19 protein-coding genes are annotated in these 18,979 nt (G+C 67.2%); 5 read left to right on the top strand and 14 right to left on the bottom strand.

Features of this window, described 5'->3' with window-relative positions; translation table 11 throughout:
• The first annotated feature begins 349 nt into the window (after positions 1–349).
• Entirely contained in the window at positions 350–3,394 is a 3,045-nt protein-coding gene (gene rne / locus ACW9UL_RS08590) for a ribonuclease E (RefSeq protein WP_457790147.1), read from the top strand.
• Between the two features lie 211 nt (positions 3,395–3,605).
• Here rne and murB read toward each other — a convergent pair whose 3' ends face one another.
• The 8 genes from murB to ACW9UL_RS08550 form a co-directional block, all read right to left on the bottom strand.
• Positions 3,606–4,625 carry a UDP-N-acetylmuramate dehydrogenase gene (gene murB / locus ACW9UL_RS08585; RefSeq protein WP_457790145.1) on the bottom strand — a complete coding sequence of 340 codons (1,020 nt, stop codon included), beginning with the start codon at positions 4,623–4,625 and terminating at the stop codon, positions 3,606–3,608.
• Positions 4,622–5,086, bottom strand: coding sequence for a low molecular weight protein-tyrosine-phosphatase (locus ACW9UL_RS08580; protein ID WP_457790144.1), 465 nt, complete (start codon positions 5,084–5,086; stop codon positions 4,622–4,624). Before ACW9UL_RS08580 ends, murB begins: the two co-directional genes overlap by 4 nt.
• Entirely contained in the window at positions 5,086–5,850 is a 765-nt protein-coding gene (kdsB, locus tag ACW9UL_RS08575) for a 3-deoxy-manno-octulosonate cytidylyltransferase (RefSeq protein ID WP_457790142.1), read from the bottom strand. The genes ACW9UL_RS08580 and kdsB overlap by 1 nt, the downstream gene beginning before the upstream one ends.
• Positions 5,851–6,036: a Trm112 family protein gene (locus ACW9UL_RS08570; protein ID WP_021444518.1), complete on the bottom strand. Its 186-nt coding sequence runs from the start codon at positions 6,034–6,036 to the stop codon at positions 5,851–5,853. It lies immediately after the preceding gene.
• Positions 6,037–6,055: 19 nt separating this feature from the next.
• Positions 6,056–7,060 carry a tetraacyldisaccharide 4'-kinase gene (gene lpxK, locus ACW9UL_RS08565; RefSeq protein WP_457790141.1) on the bottom strand — a complete coding sequence of 335 codons (1,005 nt, stop codon included), beginning with the start codon at positions 7,058–7,060 and terminating at the stop codon, positions 6,056–6,058.
• Complete coding sequence (pocB, locus tag ACW9UL_RS08560; RefSeq protein WP_013714802.1) at positions 7,061–7,489, bottom strand: flagellar polar localization protein PocB; 429 nt, start codon at positions 7,487–7,489, stop codon at positions 7,061–7,063. It lies immediately after the preceding gene.
• On the bottom strand, positions 7,486–8,118 hold the full coding sequence (pocA, locus tag ACW9UL_RS08555) for a flagellar polar localization protein PocA (RefSeq protein WP_017677620.1): 633 nt from the start codon (positions 8,116–8,118) through the stop codon (positions 7,486–7,488). The genes pocB and pocA overlap by 4 nt, the downstream gene beginning before the upstream one ends.
• 72 nt (positions 8,119–8,190) lie before the next feature.
• Complete coding sequence (locus ACW9UL_RS08550) at positions 8,191–10,416, bottom strand: DNA internalization-related competence protein ComEC/Rec2 (protein ID WP_457790139.1); 2,226 nt, start codon at positions 10,414–10,416, stop codon at positions 8,191–8,193.
• 128 nt (positions 10,417–10,544) lie between these two features.
• Between ACW9UL_RS08550 and ACW9UL_RS08545 the strand changes: the two genes are divergently transcribed.
• Positions 10,545–11,075: a DUF2062 domain-containing protein gene (locus tag ACW9UL_RS08545; RefSeq protein ID WP_457790137.1), complete on the top strand. Its 531-nt coding sequence runs from the start codon at positions 10,545–10,547 to the stop codon at positions 11,073–11,075.
• 39 nt (positions 11,076–11,114) lie between these two features.
• Here the strand turns inward: ACW9UL_RS08545 and ACW9UL_RS08540 are convergent, their stop codons facing one another.
• From ACW9UL_RS08540 to ACW9UL_RS08530, 3 genes are read right to left on the bottom strand one after another with little or no spacing between them, the layout of a single operon-like run.
• Positions 11,115–12,359 carry a lipoprotein-releasing ABC transporter permease subunit gene (locus ACW9UL_RS08540; RefSeq protein WP_457790135.1) on the bottom strand — a complete coding sequence of 415 codons (1,245 nt, stop codon included), beginning with the start codon at positions 12,357–12,359 and terminating at the stop codon, positions 11,115–11,117.
• Positions 12,359–13,045 (bottom strand): lipoprotein-releasing ABC transporter ATP-binding protein LolD, encoded by a 687-nt coding sequence (gene lolD, locus ACW9UL_RS08535; protein ID WP_177342919.1) that lies wholly within the window; start codon positions 13,043–13,045, stop codon positions 12,359–12,361. The genes ACW9UL_RS08540 and lolD overlap by 1 nt, the downstream gene beginning before the upstream one ends.
• Before the next feature lie 19 nt (positions 13,046–13,064).
• Positions 13,065–14,312, bottom strand: a complete 1,248-nt coding sequence (locus tag ACW9UL_RS08530; protein WP_457790133.1) for a lipoprotein-releasing ABC transporter permease subunit — start codon at positions 14,310–14,312, stop codon at positions 13,065–13,067.
• A gap of 93 nt (positions 14,313–14,405) precedes the next feature.
• On the opposite strand from ACW9UL_RS08530, the gene ACW9UL_RS08525 reads away from it, so the two are divergent.
• From ACW9UL_RS08525 to ACW9UL_RS08515, 3 genes are read left to right on the top strand one after another with little or no spacing between them, the layout of a single operon-like run.
• Positions 14,406–14,972, top strand: coding sequence for a PilZ domain-containing protein (locus ACW9UL_RS08525; protein ID WP_122107243.1), 567 nt, complete (start codon positions 14,406–14,408; stop codon positions 14,970–14,972).
• A 19-nt stretch (positions 14,973–14,991) separates the two neighbouring features.
• Entirely contained in the window at positions 14,992–15,300 is a 309-nt protein-coding gene (locus ACW9UL_RS08520; RefSeq protein ID WP_457790131.1) for a phosphodiesterase, read from the top strand.
• Positions 15,297–16,016, top strand: coding sequence for a glycerophosphodiester phosphodiesterase (locus tag ACW9UL_RS08515; RefSeq protein WP_457790129.1), 720 nt, complete (start codon positions 15,297–15,299; stop codon positions 16,014–16,016). The genes ACW9UL_RS08520 and ACW9UL_RS08515 overlap by 4 nt, the downstream gene beginning before the upstream one ends.
• Positions 16,017–16,236: 220 nt before the next feature.
• Here the strand turns inward: ACW9UL_RS08515 and sthA are convergent, their stop codons facing one another.
• From sthA to ACW9UL_RS08500, 3 genes are all read right to left on the bottom strand, one after another.
• Positions 16,237–17,631 (bottom strand): Si-specific NAD(P)(+) transhydrogenase, encoded by a 1,395-nt coding sequence (gene sthA / locus ACW9UL_RS08510; RefSeq protein WP_021445503.1) that lies wholly within the window; start codon positions 17,629–17,631, stop codon positions 16,237–16,239.
• Between the two features lie 93 nt (positions 17,632–17,724).
• Positions 17,725–17,955 carry a (Na+)-NQR maturation NqrM gene (gene nqrM, locus ACW9UL_RS08505; protein ID WP_021445502.1) on the bottom strand — a complete coding sequence of 77 codons (231 nt, stop codon included), beginning with the start codon at positions 17,953–17,955 and terminating at the stop codon, positions 17,725–17,727.
• Positions 17,952–18,977, bottom strand: coding sequence for an FAD:protein FMN transferase (locus ACW9UL_RS08500; RefSeq protein ID WP_082457909.1), 1,026 nt, complete (start codon positions 18,975–18,977; stop codon positions 17,952–17,954). The genes nqrM and ACW9UL_RS08500 overlap by 4 nt, the downstream gene beginning before the upstream one ends.
• Positions 18,978–18,979: the final 2 nt, after the last annotated feature.

Below are 18,979 nucleotides of genomic sequence, written 5' to 3'. Positions count from 1 at the left end.
CCGGTCGGGCGGTCGCGGTAACTGACAACCGCTGCGGAATCCGCGCGCGGCACCCGATTTTCAGCGATACGTGTAGGGTGGAGATGTACAACTGTCGGACTGCGTAGCACATCGCTTGATCAAAGACGCCTCATCTCGTCCGCTACCGCCAGTTGATTCCTCCTCCTGACTGAGTGCTTCTGTCACCACAGCAAGCAGGAGACGTCCGTCGCGACCGCAGCCCGATAGTGGCTGGCCGTCGCTAGACAGTGGAACGATTTACGACCGTTTCTGACGCGCCTGACACCGACCCTGAGAGTCGTGTGTGCCTGACGTGGCTTCCGGCAGCCCCGGAACCCATTGGTACCACATGAAAAGAATGCTTATTAACGCGACTCAGCCCGAAGAGTTGCGTGTTGCCCTGGTAGACGGCCAAAAACTCTACGACCTGGACATCGAGTCCGGCGCCCGCGAACAGAAGAAGGCCAACATCTATAAAGGCCGCATCACCCGCGTCGAACCCAGCCTTGAAGCCGCCTTCGTCGATTTCGGCTCCGAACGCCACGGCTTCCTCCCCCTCAAAGAAATCTCCCGCGAATACTTCTCCAAGGCCCCTGAAGGCGGCCGCGTCAATATCAAGGACGTGCTCAAGGAAGGCCAGGAAGTCATAGTCCAGGTCGAGAAGGAAGAACGCGGCAACAAGGGCGCGGCCCTGACCACCTTCATCAGCCTGGCCGGTCGTTACCTGGTGCTGATGCCGAACAACCCGCGTGCCGGTGGCATCAGCCGCCGCATCGAAGGCGAAGAGCGCAACGAACTGCGCGAAGCGCTGAACGGCCTCAACGCCCCGGCCGACATGGGCCTGATCGTGCGCACCGCCGGCCTGGGCCGCTCCAGCGAAGAAATGCAGTGGGACCTCGACTACCTGCTGCAGCTGTGGAGCGCCATCAAGGAAGCCTCCACCAGCCGCCCCGCGCCGTTCCTGATCTACCAGGAATCCAACGTCATCATCCGCGCCATCCGCGACTACCTGCGCCAGGACATCGGCGAAGTGCTGGTCGACAGCGTCGAAGCCCAGGAAGAAGCGCTCTCCTTCATCCAGCAGGTGATGCCGCAGTACGCCAGCAAGATCAAGCTGTACGAAGACAGCGTGCCGCTGTTCAACCGCTTCCAGATCGAAAGCCAGATCGAAACCGCCTTCCAGCGTGAAGTGAAGCTGCCGTCCGGTGGCTCCATCGTCATCGACCCGACCGAAGCCCTGGTCTCCATCGACATCAACTCGGCGCGCGCCACCAAGGGCAGCGACATCGAGGAGACCGCGCTGCAGACCAACCTGGAAGCGGCCGAGGAAATCGCCCGCCAGCTGCGCCTGCGCGACATCGGCGGCCTGATCGTCATCGACTTCATCGACATGACCCCGGCGAAGAACCAGCGCGCCGTCGAGGAGAAGGTGCGCGAAGCCCTGGAAGCCGACCGCGCCCGCGTTCAGGTCGGCCGCATCTCGCGCTTCGGCCTGCTGGAAATGTCCCGTCAGCGCCTGCGTCCGTCCCTGGGCGAGACCAGCGGCATCGTCTGCCCGCGCTGCAACGGTCAAGGCATCATCCGCGACGTCGAATCGCTGTCGCTGGCCATCCTGCGCCTGATCGAAGAAGAAGCGCTGAAGGATCGCACCGCCGAAGTCCGCGCCCAGGTGCCGATCCCGGTCGCCGCCTTCCTGCTCAACGAGAAGCGCAACTCGATCACCAAGATCGAACTGCGCACCCGCGCGCGCATCGTGATCCTGCCCAACGATCACCTGGAAACCCCGCACTTCGAAGTGCAGCGCCTGCGTGACGACAGCCCGGAGGCCCTGAGCGGCCAGTCCAGCTACGAAATCACCGCCACCGCCGAGAGCGAAGAAGCCCAGCCGGCTGCCGCCACTCGCACCCTGGTACGCCAGGAAGCCGCGATCAAGGCCGCCCCGCGCAGCAGCGCACCGGCTGCCGCCGAGCCGGCCGCCGCACCGCTGGCCCCGACCCCCGCGCCGGAGCCGAGCCTGTTCAAGGGCCTGGTCAAGTCGCTGGTCAGCCTGTTCGCCGGCAAGGAAGAAGAAGCCAAGCCGGCCGTGGTGGAGAAGAAGAGCAGCGAGCGTCCGCCGCGCGAAGAGCGCCGCAACGGTCGTCAGCAGAGCCGCAATCGCGGCGGTCGTCGCGACGAAGAGCGCAAGCCGCGCGAAGAGCGCGCCCCGCGTGAAGAGCGTCAGGCCCGCGAGCCGCGCGAAGAGCGTCAACCGCGTGAGGAGCGTGCTCCGCGTGAAGAACGCGCCCCGCGCGAAGGCCAGGAAAACCGCCGCGAACGCAAGCCGCGCGAAGAGCGTACCCCACGCGAGGAACGCGTGCGTGAACTGCGCGAGCCGCTCGACGGCAATGCCGTAGAAGCCCGCAGCGAAGAGCCGCGTGCAGAACGCCCGCCGCGCGCCGAGCGCCAGGAGCGTCAACGTCCGCCGCGCGAGGAGCGTCAGCCGCGCGCCGAACAGGCCGAGGCCCTGCAGGATGAAGCCCTGCAAGACGAAGTCCTGCCGAACGAGGAACAACTGCAGGACGACGAGCAGGACAGCAACGAGGGCGAGCGTCCGCGTCGCCGTTCGCGCGGCCAGCGTCGTCGCAGCAATCGCCGCGAGCGTCAGCGCGATGCCGACGGCAACCTGATCGAAGGCGCCGAAGAAACCGCTGAAGGCGACGCGCAGAGCGCCCAGCTCGCCGTAGCCGCCGCCACGGCAGCCGCGGTAGTGGCCGCCAGCAGCGACGAACAGCACGCGGTCGAAGTGCAGGCCGTCGAGCCGGTTGCAGCGCCCGCCGCGCAAGTAGCCAGCGAAGAACCCACCGCGCCGGTAGAGGTCGCTGTCGCCGCCGAACCGAGTGAGCCTGCGGTGGTAGCCGAGCAGGTCGCCGAAGTCGTGGCCGAGGCTGCTCCGGCTGCCGAAGCCCAGGTCGTCGAAGCGCCGGTAGCCGAACCAGCGGCCGCGCCAGCCGCCGTGCAGGAAGAAGCCCCGGCAGCCGTGCCAGAAGCTCCGGTTGCAGCGGCGCAAGAGCCGGTTGCCGCGGCTCCGCTCAGCAGCGGCGGTCGCGCGCCGAACGATCCGCGCGAAGTGCGCCGTCGTCAGCGCGAAGCCGAGCGCCTGGCCCGCGAAGCCGCCGAAGCAGCCGCCGCCGCTCCGACAGCGCACGCCGTTGTTGCCGAAGCCGAGGCCGCTCCGGTCGAAGCTCAGCCGGCCGTTGCGACCGAGCAAAGCGTCGAAAGCGCCCCGGTTGCCAGCGAGCAGGTAGTGGTCGAGCCGAGCGAAGCCGTTCAACAGCCGAGCGAAGCGACCGACGAACAGCCGAACGCCGAGAGCGAAGTGGAAAGCGAGAAGGAAGAGGTCAAGCCGCAGGTTTGATGCTCGGCTCGCAATGAAAAAGGGGATGCCTAGGCATCCCCTTTTTTATGTCTGGGCGAAAAGCGCCTTGGACTTTGCACGTTCGCGGCTGAAGCCGCTCCTACGAGAGCGGTGCAGTTCCTGTGGGGGCGGCTTTCGGCTCTGGCATCCTGCTTCGCCCTACCTCCTGCATCCATGCAGTGGTATCCGCGAATGGGCTCGAACCTGGCGCTCAGAGCACGTTGGGTTCGATTTCCAGCTCGACGCCGAAGCGCGCCTGAATATCCGCCTGGATACGCCGCGCCAGGGCCAGCAGTTGCTCGCCGCTGGCCTGGCCATAGTTGACCAGGACCAGCGCCTGCAGGCGGTGCACCCCGGCATCGCCGTCGCGAAAGCCCTTCCACCCTGCCCGCTCGATCAGCCAGCCGGCGGCCAGCTTCAGCAGCCCCTCGCCCGCCGGATAGCCGACCAGATCGGCATGCTCGGCGCGAATGCGCTCGGCGACCGCGTTCGACACCAGCGGGTTCTTGAAGAAGCTGCCGGCATTGCCCAGCTCGGCCGGATCCGGCAGCTTCTCGCTGCGGATGGCGCAGATCGCCCGGCTCACATCGCTGGCGGTCGGCGCCTCGATGCCCATCGCGGCCAGGCGCTGGCGCACCGGGCCATAATCCAGGCGCAGCGCCGCCACACGGCTCAGTTGCAAGCGCACGCGCAGGATCAGCCAGCGCCCCGCCTCGCGCTTGAACAGGCTGTCGCGGTAGGCGAAGGCGCATTCGTCCAGGCTGAAGTCGCGCAGCTCGCCGCTCTGCCGATCCAGCGCGGTGAGGCCGACGAACAGGTCCTTGAGCTCGACGCCATAGGCGCCGATGTTCTGCATCGGCGCGGCGCCGACGGTGCCGGGGATCAGGCTGAGATTCTCCAGACCGTTAAGCCCCTGTTCCAGGCTCCACAGCACGAAGGGATGCCAGGGTTCGCCGGCTTCGGCCTCCACCAGCACCCGTTCGCCATCGTCTTCGAGGATGCGAATGCCGCGACTGGCCATGCGCAGCACCAGCGCCTCGACATCGCGGGTCAGCAGCAGGTTGCTGCCGCCACCGATCACCAGCAGCGGCAGATCATGTGACTCAGCCAGACGCAGCGCTTCGCGCACTTCGTCGTCGTTATGGGCTTGGGCAAACAGTCGGGCGCTTACCTCGACGCCGAAGCTGTTGAAGGCCTTGAGCGAAACCTCGCTCTGCAGATGCAGGCTCACAGGCGCCCCCTGATCTCGGTCAGCAATGCCTCGCTGGCCTGCTCGATCAGGTCCAGCACCTGCTCGAAGCCATCTTCGCCGCCGTAATAAGGATCAGGCACTTCGTCCAGGGCCAGCTCATAGCGACGCAGATAGAGATCCAGATCCGCCTGGGCACCTGCCGGACGCAGCGCCTGCAGATTGCGCAGATTGCTCTGGTCCATGGCCAGGATCAGGTCGAAGCGCTGAAAATCGGCCGCCTCGACCTGCCGCGCGCGCAGCGCCGACAGGTCATAGCCGCGGCGCTGCGCGGCGATGCGGGTGCGACTGTCGGGCGCCTTGCCGACATGCCAGTCGCCGGTACCGGCGGAATCCACCTGCACCCGATCCTCCAGGCCGGCGGCGCGCAGCTTGTGGCGCAAGACGCCTTCGGCCGTGGGCGAACGGCAGATATTGCCCAGGCAGACGAACAGAACTTTCATCAGGCCCCCAGCAGGCGGCGCACCCGCTCCAGGTCTTCGGCAGTATCCACGCCGGCGGCCGGCGCCTCGAGGGCATCGGCGACATGGATGCGCACGCCGTGGTACAGCGCGCGCAGCTGCTCCAGGCACTCGGTGTCTTCCAGCCAGCACGGGCCCCAGGCGACGAAGTCGTGGAGGAAGCCGGCGCGGTAGGCGTAGATGCCGATATGACGACGATAGGGCACGCCTTGTGGCAGTACGTCGCGACTCTGGGCGAAGGCGTCGCGCGCCCAGGCCAGCGGCGCGCGGCTGAAGGTCAGGGCCAGACCATTCTTGTCGGCGACCACCTTGACCACATTGGGGTTGAACAACGCCTGGACGTCCTCGATGGGCTCGGCCAGGGTGGCGATAGCGGCCTGCGGATTGGCCGCCAGGTTGGTCGCCACCTGGTCGATGATCGCCGGCGGGATCAGCGGCTCGTCGCCCTGCACGTTGACCACTATGGCATCGTCGGCCAGGCCGAGCTGGCTGGCGACCTCGGCCAGGCGGTCGGTGCCGGAGTTGTGATCCTCGCGGGTCAGCAGCACCTCGGCGCCGAAGGCCTGGCAGGCCTCGACGATGCGCGCATCGTCGGTGGCCACCACCACACGGGCGGCGGAACTCTTCTTCGCCTGCTCCCAGACGTGCTGCACCATGGGCTTGCCGGCGATGTCCTGCAGCGGCTTGCCGGGCAGGCGGGTGGAGGCGTAACGGGCGGGAATGACGACGGTAAAGGCTGCGCTCATTTACTTGTCCAGGCGCTCGTCGGTGCTGAGGGTGCGCGCCTCGCTTTCCAGCATCACCGGGATGCCGTCGCGAATCGGGTAGGCCACTCCGGCGCCCTTGCTGATCAGTTCGGTCTTGTCTTCGGAGAGCTGCAGCGGGCCCTTGCAGATCGGGCAGGCGAGGATATCGAGCAGTTTAGGGTCCATGGCGGAGTCCTTGATGGGGTCATGAAGACCCCGGTATGAGGCGGGCCAACTCCTTGTCCAACCAGGCGACGAAGGCCGGCGTGGGCACGGCATCGACGGCCAGGTACCACCAGTCGGCGGCGGCGAAGGCCCGGCATTTCACCGCATCCTTCTCGGTCATCAGCACGGGCAGCGGCGGCTCGAAACGGAGCTGCGCGGCGTCGTACCGGGCATGGTCGGCGAAAGGGTGCGGAACCGGTCGCCAGTTTAGCGCTTCGAGGGTGGCGAAGAAACGCTGCGGGTTGCCGATGCCGGCTACCGCATGCACGGCCTGGCCGGCGGGGAAATGATCCAGGGGCACGCGCTCGCCGCTGGCCAGGTTGACCAGGGCGGTCGGCTGCAGGCGGAAGGCGTAGCCGTCGGCGCGATCGGCCTCGGCGCCGTTGAACAGCACGGCGTCCACCTCATCGAGGCGCTCGGCCGGCTCGCGCAACGGTCCGGCCGGCAGGCAGCGGCGGTTGCCCAGGCCGCGGGCGGCGTCGATCAGCACCAGCTCCAGGTCGCGCGCCAGGCGGTAGTGCTGCAGGCCGTCGTCGCAGAGGATCAGATCCAGCGGCTCCTCGGCCAACAGCGCACGCACCGCACGGCCGCGATCCGGGTCGATCATCAGCGGTACAGCGGTGCGCTGGACGATCAACAGCGGCTCGTCGCCGGCCTGCGCCGCCGGCTGCTCGGCGCGCACCCGCCAGGGCAGGCTCGGCGGCGTGGCGCCATAGCCGCGACTGACCACGCCGACCTTGAGGCCGCGGGCACGGCAGTGCTGGATCAGAAAGAGGATCAACGGAGTCTTGCCGGTGCCGCCGACGGTGATGTTGCCCACCACCAGCACCGCCACCGGCGCACGGTAGATTTCGCCCGCGCCGGCGAGAAAGCGCGCGCGCTTGCCCTGCACCACGCGGCGGTACAGCCACTCCAGCGGACGCAGCAGCGCCAGCGCCGGGTGGCCGCGATACCAGGCCTCGAGCAAGCGATCAGCAGCGCTCACTTAAGGATTTTCCTGTGCTTCCACCGTGGTAATGCGCAAGTGCGAGAAGCCCAGCTTGCCGGCGGCGTCCATGGCGGTGATCACCGCCTGGTGTGGGGTCTTGCCGTCGGCACTGATGATCAACGGCAGGCTGTTGTCGCCGTCGGACTCCTTCTGCAGCGCCGCCATGAGATTGCTCAGGTTACTTTCCAGCAGCGCCTTGCCATTGACCGAGTAGGCGCCATCAGCGCCGATCAGCACCTCGACCTGCTTCAGTTCGGTCTGCTCGGGCGGCGTGCCACTGGCTGCCTCGGGTAGGTCGACCTTGAGCTGGGTCTCGCGGGTGAAGGTGGTGGTGACCACGAAGAACAGCAGCAGGATGAATACCACGTCGATCAACGAGGCCAGGTTGATCTCGACGTTCTCCCGCGGTTTGCGCCGGAATTTCACGCCTTGCCCTCACCCAGGTCGACGTCGCGATCACCCTGCACCATTTCCACCAGCTTGATCGCTTCCTGCTCCATGCCGACTACCAGCTCGTCGACGCGACGCTGCAGGTAACGGTGGAAGAACAGCGCCGGGATCGCCACCATCAGGCCGGCTGCTGTGGTAATCAACGCCTTGGAGATACCACCGGCGAGCATCGGCGCATTGGCCATGCCCGAGCCCATGAAGGAGCTGAAGATTTCGATCATGCCCAGCACGGTGCCGAGCAGGCCGAGCAGCGGCGCGATGCCGGCAATGGTGCCGAGGGCATTGAGGTAGCGTTCCAGCTCGTGGATGACGCGGGCAGCGGCCTCCTCGATGCACTCCTTCATGATCTCGCGACCATGCTTGGAGTTGGCCAGGCCGGCGGCGAGAATCTGCCCCAGCGGCGAGTCCTCGCGCAGCTCCTTGAGCTTCTGGTTGTTGAGTTTCTTGTCCTTGATCCAGCGCCAGACCTGGGCCAGCAGGTTGGCCGGGGTGACGCGGGCGGGCCGCAGGGTCCACAGGCGCTCGGCAACGATGCCGGCCGCGGCGATGGAGCAGAGAATGATCGGCAGCATCATCCAGCCGCCAGCTTTGACCAGTTCCCACACGGTAGAGAATCCCCCTCGAAAAAGTGGCGCCACTCTAGCATAGGGTGCCGCCCTCGCCGACCGCCGCCGTTCTCATTTTTCCCGCCAGAAACGTGCCTGGCGTCGCAACGCCTGCGCCTCGCCCTGCTCGCCCAGCAGCAGGCGCAGGGCGCCGCTGGTGGCGCTGTCGTGCAGCCGGGCGCCGGCCTCGCGGTAACGCGCCAACACCTGCGGATGGGGATGGCCGAAGTTGTTGTGACGGCCGCGGGCGATCAGCACATGGCGCGGCGCCACCGCGTCGACGAAGGCCCGGCTGGAGGAGCTGCGGCTGCCATGGTGCGGCGCCAGCAGCCAGTGCGCCGCCAGGGGAAAGTCATCCTGCAGCAACGCTTGCTCGGCGCGCGCATCGATATCGCCGGTCAGCAGCAGGCGCTCGCCGCCCGCCTCCACCAGCAGCACGCAGGAGCTCTGGTTGCCAGGCGCCGCCTGCACCCAGCGCCACAGGCGAAAGCTGACGCCATCCCACTGCCACTGCCGGCCCGACTCGCAGGGCTCGGCCGCAAGCCGCGCCCCCAGGCGTTCGGGCTCGCCGCTGAGCAGGCGCGCCACCGGCAGGCCGGCGACGATCGCGGCGGCGCCGCCGGCGTGGTCGTTGTCGGCATGGCTGAGCAACAGCAGATCGAGGTGCTGCAGGTTCAGCGCGCGCAACGACGGCAGGACGATACGCTCGCCGCTGTCGAAATCGCCGAAACGCGGCCCGGCGTCGTACAGCAGACTGTGCGCGCGGGTGCGCACCAGCACCGATAACCCCTGCCCCACGTCCAGCAGCCAGACCTCGGCGCGCCCCTCCGGCAACGCCGGCGGCGGCAGAAACAGCGCCGGCAAGAGCAGGGCCAGGCCGGGCAGGCGTAGCGGCACCCCGCCCGGCAGCAACAACAGCAGCGCCCCGCCCAGGGCCAGCAGCCAGGCCCACAGCGGCAGATTGCTCGGCAACCAGGCCGGCAGCCAGCCAGCGATATGGCAGAGCAACAGGAATAACAGCTGCAAGGCGCCGCCGGCCAGCCACAGCAGACCCTCGCCCAAGCCCGGCACGGGCAGCAACAGGGTGCCGAGCAAGGCCAGCGGCACCACCAGCAGACCGACCCAGGGCACGGCGATCAGGTTGGCCAACGGCCCGCTGCTGCTGACCGGCAAGCCGAGGATCAGCATCAGCGGCAGCAGGCCGATGGCCATGGTCCACTGCGCGCGGGTCAGCCCGCGCCACCAGCCCCACACGCCCAGGCGGCCGCCGAACACCAGAATCAGGATCGCCACCGCGGCGAAGGACAACCAGAAGCCCGGCTGCAGCGAGGCCAGCGGTTCCAGCAGCAACACCGCGAGCAAGGCCAGCAGCAGCGGCCACCAGGCGCCGAGATGACGAAAGCGCAGGCGCCACAGCAGCACCAGCGCCACCATCACGCAGGCCCGCCGCACCGGCACCTCGAAACCGGCGAGCAGGCCGTACCCCAGGGCGCCGACCAAGGCCAGGACGCAGGCGGCCGGCAGCCAGGGCCAGCGCCGTGGCCAGGCCCCCACACGTGCCAGGAAGGCCACCAGGCCATAGAGAAACCCCGCCAGCAGGGCGATGTGCTGACCGGAAATGACCATCAGGTGCACCGTGCCGGTGTGCTGCAGCAGGCGCCAGTCGGCGCTCGTCAGCCCCGAGCCGTCGCCCAGCACCAGGGCGGCGATACCGCCCTCGCGGCCGAAGGCCGGAGCCGCCAGCAAACGCTGGCGCAAGCCATCGCGCCAGCTGCCCAGGCCACTGGCCGGCGCCAGCCGCTGGCCGGCCTTGATCGTACCGGTGGCGCCAATGCGCTGCGCCAGCAGCCAGGCCTCGTAATCGAAGCTGTGCGGATTGACCAGACCATGCGGGCGCTTGAGGTTGACCGCCAGGCGCCAGCGCTCGCCGCCGCGAATATCCGGCCCGCCATACCAGGCCAGGCGCAGCCGCCGCGGCAGCTCGGCGCGGCGCGAATGGGCGCCCTCCAGCTGGAAACGCACCACGCCCTCACCGACCTCCGGCAGGCCGACCACCCGCCCCTCCAGCCACAGGGTGCGGCCGTCCAGCGCCGGCGCCAGGCGATCGTCCAGGGCCCACTGCGCCGAACAGCAGGCCCAGGCCAAACCGAGCAGAAAGCAGCCGATGAAATAGAGCCGCGAGAGCAACAGCAGCAGCCCGGCGCCGGCCAGCAGCGCCAGCAGCCATCCCGGCGGCAACTGCGGCAAAAATCGCAGCGACAGCAAGCCCGCGGCCAGCGCCAACATCCCTGTGCGCATCCTCATTTCCTCGTCCGAAAGCGCCTGGCAAACCCTTGCAGCGCTCACCCGCTGTCACAATCTTAAGAAAGCGAACGGTCATGAATCTGTGCATAATACCGGCGCTTCAGCCTGCCCAGAGACTCTTCATGCCGCGTCGTTTATTTAAGCGCTACATGCCCCATCCCGACAGCATCAAGGGCAACAAATCCCTGCGCTTTCTCGGCAGCCTGATCCACGACCCCAACCTCTGGCACCTCAACCGCCATTCGGTGGCCCGCGCCATGGCCATCGGCCTGTTCTGGGCGATGATCCCCATGCCCATGCAGATGCTCGCCGCTGCCGCCGTGGCCATTCCGCTGCGGGCCAACCTGCCGATCTCCATCGGCCTGGTGTGGCTGACCAACCCGATCACCATGCCGCCGGTGTTCTACTGCACCTACAAGCTCGGCGCCTGGATCACCCAGACCCCGGCGATGAAGATGCCCAGCCACCTGAGCCTGGAGTGGATCACCGCCGAACTGGCCATCCTGTGGAAGCCGCTGCTGATCGGCTCGTTCGTCTCCGGCCTGGTGCTCGCCGTTCTGGGCTATGTGCTGACCATGCTCTACTGGCGCTGGTGGGTGCAGCACAACTGGCGCAAGCGCCAGGAAAATCGACGCCAGCGCGAGCAGCGTTGAGCTGGAAAAAAGCCGTCGGATTCGACGGCTTTTTTGCTTTCACTCGTAGCGTAGCGCCTCGGCCGGTTGCACCTGCGCCGCCCGCCAGGAGGGATAGAGGGTGGCGAGGAAGCTGAGGATCAGCGCCGCCGAGCAGATCAGCACCACGTCGAGCCACTGCAGGTCCGACGGCAGGCTGCTGATGAAGTAGACGTCCGAGCTCAGCACCTGCTGGCCGGCGAAGGATTCCAGCCAGGCCACCAGGGCGCTGACGTTGAGCGCGGCGAGCACGCCGAGCAGGGTGCCGACCAGGGTGCCGACCACGCCGATCACCGTGCCCTGGACCATGAACACCGCCATGATCTGCCGCGGCGTGGCGCCCAGGGTGCGCAGGATGGCGATGTCGCCGCCCTTGTCGGCCACCACCATGATCAGCGTGGCGATGATGTTGAACGCCGCCACCGCGACGATCAGCAGCAGCAGCAGGCCGATCATGGTCTTCTCCATCTTCATCGCGCTGAACAGGCTGCCCTGGGTATGGGTCCAGTCGTCGGTGCGGTAGCCTTCGCCCAGTTGCGCGGCCAGCGCCGTGGATACCTGCGGCGCCTGGTACAGGTCCTTGAGCGCCAGGCGCACGCCCGGCACGCTGCCCTCCGGCAGGCGCTGCAGCGCGGCGGCGTCGGCGACGTGGATCAGCGCCAGCGAGCTGTCCAGTTCGGCGCCGACCTTGAACACCGCCGCCACGTTCAACCGCTGCATGCGCGGGGTGACGCCGCCGGGGGCACTGCTCAGCTCGGGAATGATCAGGGTCAGCTTGTCGCCCACCTGCAGGCCGAAACGCCGTGCGGTGATGTCGCCGATGACCACGCCGTATTCGCCCGGCTGCAGGTTGTCCAGGCTGCCCTGGCGGATATGCCCGGGCAGGATCGACACCTGGGCCTCTTCGGCCGGGTCGATGCCGTGGATCTGGATCGGCTGCATCACCCCGCGATGCGAGAGCATGCCCTCCAGCTCGGCGAACGGCGCCGCCGCCAGCACCTGGGGATTGGCCAGGGCCTTGCCGGCCAGGGCGCGCCAGTCGGCGACCGGCTCGGCGCCGTAGAGCGTGGCGTGCGGCACCATGCCGAGGATGCGCGAGCTCATTTCCTTCTGGAAGCCGTTCATCACCGACAGCACCACGATCATCGCCAGCACGCCCAGGCCCAGGCCGATCATCGAGGTCAGCGAGATAAAGGAAATGAAGTGATTGCGGCGCTTGGCCCGGGTGTAGCGGGCGCCGATGAAGAGACTCAGCGGGCGGAACATCAGAGGGCCACCAGCTTGCCGTCCTGCAGGCTCAGCACGCGATCCATCTGCCGCGCCAGCTGCATGTCGTGGGTCACCACCAGAAACGCGGTGTTGGAATCGCGGCTGAGCTCGCGCATCAGCTGCTGGATGCCTTCGGCGGTGTGGTGGTCGAGGTTGCCGGTGGGCTCGTCGAGCAGCACCAACCCCGGGCGGTTGACCAGGGCGCGGGCGATGGCCACGCGCTGGCGCTCGCCGCCGGAGAGTTCGGCCGGCTTGTGATTGAGGCGATGGCCCAGACCGACCCGCTCCAGCAGTGCGGTGGCGCGCTGGCGCGCCTCGGCGATCGGCGTCTTGCCGATCAGCAGCGGCATGCAGGCGTTTTCCAGTGCGGTGAATTCGGCCAGCAGGTGATGGAACTGGTAGACGAAGCCCAGCGCGCGGTTGCGCAGCAGGCCGCGGGCCGTTTCGCTCAGCGCCGACAGCTGCTCGCCGGCCAGCCAGACGCTGCCCGCGCTGGGCGTATCCAGGCCGCCGAGCATGTTCAGCAGGGTGCTCTTGCCCGAGCCGGAGCTGCCGACGATGGCCACCCGCTCGCCGGCCAGCAGTTCCAGCTCCAGGCCGTCGAGCACCACCACCGACTCGGGGCCCTCGTCATAACGCTTGCCCAGGTTGCGGCAGCTGAGCACGGCGGTCTGCTGTTGCATGGCATTTTCGTTGGTCAGGTCATTCATAACGCAGGGCCTCGGCCGGCTGGGTACGCGCGGCGCGCCAGGCCGGGTACAGGGTGGCGAAGAAACTCAGGAACAGCGCCGCGGTGCAGACCATGACCACGTCGGCCGTCTGCAGCTGCGACGGCAGGTAGTCGATGAAATACACGTCGGCGTTGAGGAACTTGATCCCCAGCAGCCTTTCCAGGCCGGCGATCAGGCTGCTGATATTGAGCGCGGCGAGGATGCCCAGCGCGGCGCCGATCAGGGTGCCGACCACGCCGATCACCGTGCCCTGGACCATGAAGATGGCCATGATCTGCCGCGGCGTGGCGCCCAGGGTGCGCAGGATGGCGATGTCGGCCTTCTTGTCGGTGACCACCATCACCAGGGTGGAAATGATATTGAACGCGGCCACCGCGACGATCAGCAGCAGCAGCAGGCCGATCATGGTCTTCTCCATGCGGATGGCCTGGTACAGATTGCCGTGGCTGCGCGTCCAGTCGCGGGCATAGAAGTCGCCATCCAGGGTCTGGGCGATTTCCCAGGCGCTGCGCGGCGCCTGGAACAGGTCGTCGAACTTCAGGCGCAGGCCCTGTACCTGATCCGGCTTCCAGCGCTGCAGGCGCGCCAGGTCGCTGATATTGGCCAGGGCCAGTGCACCGTCGATCTCGCCGGCGCCGACGTGAAAGATGCCGGTTACGGTAAAGCGCTTCAGGCGCGGGAACATGCCGGCCGGGGTGACGGTGACCTCGGGGGCGACGAAGGTGACCTTGTCGCCTAGCGCGAGACCCAGCTTGGCCGCCGCCTTGTCACCGATGACCATGGCGAATTCGCCCGGCTGCAGGCTGTCGAGGCTGCCTTGCTGGAAGAAGTCGTCGATGATCGACACCTTGCGCTCCTGCTCGGGATCGACGGCATTGATCAGCACCTTCTGCACCTTGCCCTGGTGGGTCAGCAGGCCCTGCATCTGGGTGAAGGGCGCCAGCGCCTCGACCCGCGGGTGGCGCTCGACCTGGCGCGCCAGGGACGGCCAGTCGCTCACCGGGGTGGGCGACTCGACCGTGGCATGGGGAATCATGCCCAGCACCCGGGTACGCATCTCGTGGTCGAAACCGTTCATCACCGACAGCACCAGAATCATCACCATCACCCCGAGGGTGAGGCCGAGCATGGAGGTCAGGGAGATGAAGGAAACGAAATGGTTGCGGCGCTTGGCCCGCGTATAGCGCGTACCGATAAATACGAACAGAGGTCTGAACATGTCGGGGAGGATTCGGAGAAAGAGGAACGTCCTTGTGGCAGGGCCCGGCGAGCAGCTTTACACTCAGACCACCACTGCTGCCATGGGTTCGCCATGTCGACACACGATGAAGATGATCGCCGCGAATACTATCGTATCGACGACACGATAGCACTGGAATTCAGCCTGTTGTCGGGCGCCGAAGCCCAGGCCAGCGACGCGCTTCACGATGCCTCGCCGCTGTTCAACCTGCTCAGCGACCTGCACCTGATGGACTTCGAGTCGCAGCACCTGCTGCGCCATATCAGCGAGCGCGACCGCACCCTGGCCAACTACCTCAAGGTGATCAACAAGCGCATCGACCTGCTCGGCCAGGCCGTGGCGCAGAGCCTGCTGCGCGATATCGGCGTGCCGCGCCAGGTGTCGCTGTCCGAGGGCGGCATCAGCTTCAACCATGGCCAGGCCGTGGCGCCCGGCAGCCACCTGGCGATCAAGATGGTGCTGATGCCGCAAGCCCTCGGCCTGCTGCTGCGCGCCCAGGTGGTGCATTGCAGTCCGCGTGCGAACGGCCAGTACGAGATCGGCACCGAGTTCGAAGCGTTGACCGACGCACAGCGCCAGTTGCTGGCCCGGCATATCCTGCAGAAGCAGGCCCTGGAACGTCGCCAGGCCCGCGAATGACCGCCGCCAAGGAACCCTCATGTATCGCTTCGTGCTACTGCTCGCCCTGCTCACCCCTACCACCCTGCTCGCCGACACCCTGACCGTTCCATTGGGCAGCCAGGGCGCCGATCTCGATGCGCGCAACCTGCCGCAAAAAGGCGAGTCCAAAGGCTCGGTGCTGGAGCGCTTCGGCCTGGCCGACGAGGAACACCGGCCGGTCGGTCAGCCGCCGATCACCCGCTGGGACTACCGCGAGTTCAGCGTCTACTTCGAATACGACCACGTGATCAACAGCGTGCGCCACCACCGGCCGCGCCATCTGGACCCCGCCAAGGAGCAACAGTGACCCTTATCTACGGCCATCGCGGCGCCAAGGGCGAAGCCCCGGAAAATACCCTGGCCAGCTTCCAGCGTTGCCTGGAGCACGGCGTCGAGCGCTGCGAGCTGGACCTGCACCTGTCGCGCGACGGCGAGCTGATGGTGATTCACGACCCGACCCTCAAACGCACCACCGGCCTGCGCGGCAAGGTGGTCGAGCACGACGCCGCCGAACTGGCGACATACGACGCGCGCAAGGGCGGCCCCGGCTGGGTGCGTCCCTGCCCGATTCCGCGCCTGGAGCAACTGTTCGAGCAGTGCCGCTTCGCCCACTGGCAGCTGGAAGTGAAGAGCGCCTCCAAGGTGCGCGCCGCGCGCACCGTGCTGGCCATCGCCGAACTGGCCGAGCGCTTCGGCCTGCACGAGCAGGTGACCATCACCTCCAGCTCGCGCGAGGTGCTCAAGGCCGCCCGCGAGCTGACCCCGCAGCTGCAGCTGGGCCTGGTGGCCGAATACGCCTGGCTCGACCCGCTCAAGGTGGCCGCCCATTACGGCTGTCACCTGCTCGCGCTGAACTGGACGCTGTGCACCCCGGAACGCCTGCTCAAGGCGCAGAAACAGGGGCTGCACGTGTCGGTGTGGACGGTCAACGACGCCGCGCTGATGCGCCGCCTCGCCGACTTCGGCGCCGACAGCATCATCACCGACTTCCCCGGCCTGGCGGTGCAGACGCTGCGCGGCTGAGGCTCGGCGGCTTTACCCCGCGTAGCCCGGATGCAACCCGGGGATGCCCTCGCCCCAGGCCCCGTACAAGCAACGCCCGAGAACGAAAAAACCGGCCAATGGCCGGTTTTTTCGTCTTGCCGCCTGGTGCGCTAGAAGCTCTCCCGATTCGGCCAGCGCCACTCGGAAGCATCCTCCCAGCCCGTCTCCCCGACCGGCTCAGGCCACCGGCCGGAGCCGCTCAAAAAAGCCGGTTGAGGCCGTCGAACGCCGCCACCCGATAGGCCTCGGCCATGGTCGGGTAGTTGAAGGTGGTGTTGACGAAGTACTTGATACTGTTCGCCTCGCCCTTCTGGTTCATGATCGCCTGGCCGATATGCACGATCTCCGAGGCCTGGTAGCCGAAGCAGTGCACGCCCAGCACTTCCAGCGTCTCGCGGTGGAACAGGATCTTCAGCATGCCCACCGGCTCCACCGCGATCTGCGCCCGCGCCATGCCCTTGAAGAAGGCCTTGCCCACTTCGTAGGGCACCTTGGCCTGGGTCAGTTCGCGCTCGTTCTTGCCGATCGAGCTGATCTCCGGAATGGTGTAGATCCCGGTCGGCACGTCGTCGACGAAACGCCAGCTGCCGTTGTCGACGATGCTGCCGGCCGCCGAACGGCCCTGGTCGGAGGCGGCGCTGGCCAGGCTCGGCCAGCCGATCACGTCGCCGGCGGCGTAGATGTTGCTGACCTCGGTGCGGTAGTGCTCGTCGACCTGGATCTGCCCGCGGCTGTTGACCTTGATGCCGATGTTCTCCAGGCCCAGCTGGTCGGTGTTGCCGGTACGACCGTTGCACCAGAGCAGCGCGTCGGCCTTGATCTTCTTGCCGGACTTGAGGTGCAGGATCACCCCGTTCTCCAGGCCCTCGATGCGCTCGTATTCCTCGTTGTGGCGGATCAGCACGTTGTTGTTGCGCAGGTGATAGGAGAGTGCGTCGGAGATCTCGTCGTCGAGGAAGCTGAGCAGCTGATCGCGGTTGTCGATCAGGTCCACCAGCACGCCCAGGCCGCTGAAGATCGAGGCGTATTCACAGCCGATCACCCCGGCGCCGTAAATGATCAGCCGGCGCGGGGTGTGACCGAGGCTGAGGATGGTGTCGCTGTCGTAGATGCGCGGGTGCCGGAAGTCGACGTCGGCCGGGCGGTAGGGGCGCGAACCGGTGGCGACGACCACCTGCTTGGCCACCAGTTTTTCCACCACGCCGTTGAGGCAGACCACTTCCACGGTCTGCTCGTCGGCGAAGCTGGCGGTGCCGAAGTAGGTGTCGATGCGGTTGCGCGCGTAGTAGCCGGTGCGCGAGGTGACCTGCTTGGCGATCACCTTCTCCGCGCTCTTGAGCACGTCGGGGAAGGAGAACCAGCGCGGCTCGCCGATCTGGCGGAACATCGGGTTGGTGTTGAACTGCATGATCTGCCGCACCGAGTGGCGCAGCGCCTTGGACGGGATGGTGCCGAGGTGGGTGCAGTTGCCGCCGACCAACGGACGGTTGTCCACCACTGCCACCTTGCGCCCGGCCTTGGCCGCGTTCATCGCCGCGCCCTCGCCCGCTGGCCCGGAGCCCAGCACCACCACATCGTAGTTGTAGACCGCCATGTTTACTCCTTCGCATCAGACCGGGGCGCGCATGGCGCAGCCGCGGCAGGGCCGGCACCGCACGGGCGGTGCCGGCAATCAATCAAACGGGGATCAGCGCTTGCTCGCGTCGTAGGCCAGATCGGTGCGCGGCGCCTCGGCCGGGTCGCGGTTGACCTCTTCGCACTTCTCGCGGCTACCGCCGCAGATCGAGCATTCCTTCTCGATGCCCAGGTTGGCGATGCCGCCGCAGGAACCGGCGATCGGCTTACGGCCCATGATCACGCCCACGGCCATCATGCCGACGACCAGCAGCATGGCCAGGAAAACTACCAAGAAAGTCATTGTTCCTCTCCTGCAGCGAATAGCTGCTCGAATGCGGTGCTGCCGCGTGTGACGAAGCCCTCGCCCTCACGCGTCACGAAAAACGCCGCGATACCGTTGCGCTCGGCGAAGGCCAGACCAGCCTCGGGACCGAGCACCATCAATAGGGTAGACAAGCCATCGGCGCGCAAGGTCGATGGATCGGCCACGGTGACCGCCGCCAGCCGGTGATTGACCGGCATACCGGTCAGCGGATCGAGGGTGTGCGAGTAGCGCTGGCCGTTTTCCTCGAAGTAGTTGCGGTAATCGCCCGAGGTGGAGATGCCGTAACCGTCGAGCTGGAGGATGCGCTGGGCCACCCGCTGGTCGTCGCGCGGCGCCTCCAGGCCGATGCGCCAATGGCTGCCGTCGGGCTTGAGGCCGGCCGCCTTGAGCTCGCCGGTGGCTTCCACCAGGTAGCTGGTGACGCCCAGTTCGGCCAGACGGGCGACGATGCGGTCGACCGCATAGCCGGCGGCGATGCTGTTGAAGTCGACCTGTACGTCGACCGCCTTGCACAGCCGCTCGCCGTCGATGCGCAGGTGCTGCTGACCGACCCGCTGGCGCACCGCGGCCAGCTGCGCGGCACTCGGCACCGCCTCGCCCTGCCCCTTGGGACCGAAGCCCCAGAGGTCGAGCAGCGGCTCCAGCGTCAGGTCGAACGAGCCCTGGCTCTCTGCATGCAGGCGATTGCCGGCGCGCACCAGCTCCAGCACCCCCGGCGGCATGGCCTGGCAGGTGCCGGCCGGCGCGCGGTTGAACTGCTCGATCAGCGAGTCGGCGCGGTAGGTGGACATCTGCTGGTCGATTTCGGCGAGGATCGCCTCGGTCGCCGCCTTGAGTTCGGCCTGCGCCGCCACGCCGTCGCTGCGCACGTACTTGACCGAATAGGTGCTGCCCATGGTCGGGCCGCCGAACTCTTCGATCCGTTTAGAATGCAAGCAGCCCGTTAGGGCTGCCGCCAGGGCGACAGCGATAACGGGCTGGAGTAGCGCAAAGCTCATGC

This window comes from Pseudomonas sp. PL-6, from assembly GCF_054110165.1.
The sequence above is the reverse complement of the archived record's forward strand: the minus strand, read 5'-3'. Positions and strand labels throughout refer to the sequence as shown.

Bases quoted from the DNA above. Each gene is read 5' to 3' on its own strand.
- rne (WP_457790147.1), top strand. From the start codon at position 350: ATGAAAAGAATGCTTATTAACGCGACTCAGCCCGAAGAGTTGCGTGTT.
- ACW9UL_RS08580 (WP_457790144.1), bottom strand. From the start codon at position 5,086: ATGAAAGTTCTGTTCGTCTGCCTGGGCAATATCTGCCGTTCGCCCACG.
- kdsB (WP_457790142.1), bottom strand. From the start codon at position 5,850: ATGAGCGCAGCCTTTACCGTCGTCATTCCCGCCCGTTACGCCTCCACC.
- ACW9UL_RS08570 (WP_021444518.1), bottom strand. From the start codon at position 6,036: ATGGACCCTAAACTGCTCGATATCCTCGCCTGCCCGATCTGCAAGGGC.
- ACW9UL_RS08550 (WP_457790139.1), bottom strand. From the start codon at position 10,416: ATGCGCACAGGGATGTTGGCGCTGGCCGCGGGCTTGCTGTCGCTGCGA.
- ACW9UL_RS08545 (WP_457790137.1), top strand. From the start codon at position 10,545: ATGCCGCGTCGTTTATTTAAGCGCTACATGCCCCATCCCGACAGCATC.
- ACW9UL_RS08540 (WP_457790135.1), bottom strand. From the start codon at position 12,359: ATGTTCCGCCCGCTGAGTCTCTTCATCGGCGCCCGCTACACCCGGGCC.
- lolD (WP_177342919.1), bottom strand. From the start codon at position 13,045: ATGCAACAGCAGACCGCCGTGCTCAGCTGCCGCAACCTGGGCAAGCGT.
- ACW9UL_RS08530 (WP_457790133.1), bottom strand. From the start codon at position 14,312: ATGTTCAGACCTCTGTTCGTATTTATCGGTACGCGCTATACGCGGGCC.
- ACW9UL_RS08525 (WP_122107243.1), top strand. From the start codon at position 14,406: ATGTCGACACACGATGAAGATGATCGCCGCGAATACTATCGTATCGAC.
- ACW9UL_RS08520 (WP_457790131.1), top strand. From the start codon at position 14,992: ATGTATCGCTTCGTGCTACTGCTCGCCCTGCTCACCCCTACCACCCTG.
- sthA (WP_021445503.1), bottom strand. From the start codon at position 17,631: ATGGCGGTCTACAACTACGATGTGGTGGTGCTGGGCTCCGGGCCAGCG.
- nqrM (WP_021445502.1), bottom strand. From the start codon at position 17,955: ATGACTTTCTTGGTAGTTTTCCTGGCCATGCTGCTGGTCGTCGGCATG.
- ACW9UL_RS08500 (WP_082457909.1), bottom strand. From the start codon at position 18,977: ATGAGCTTTGCGCTACTCCAGCCCGTTATCGCTGTCGCCCTGGCGGCA.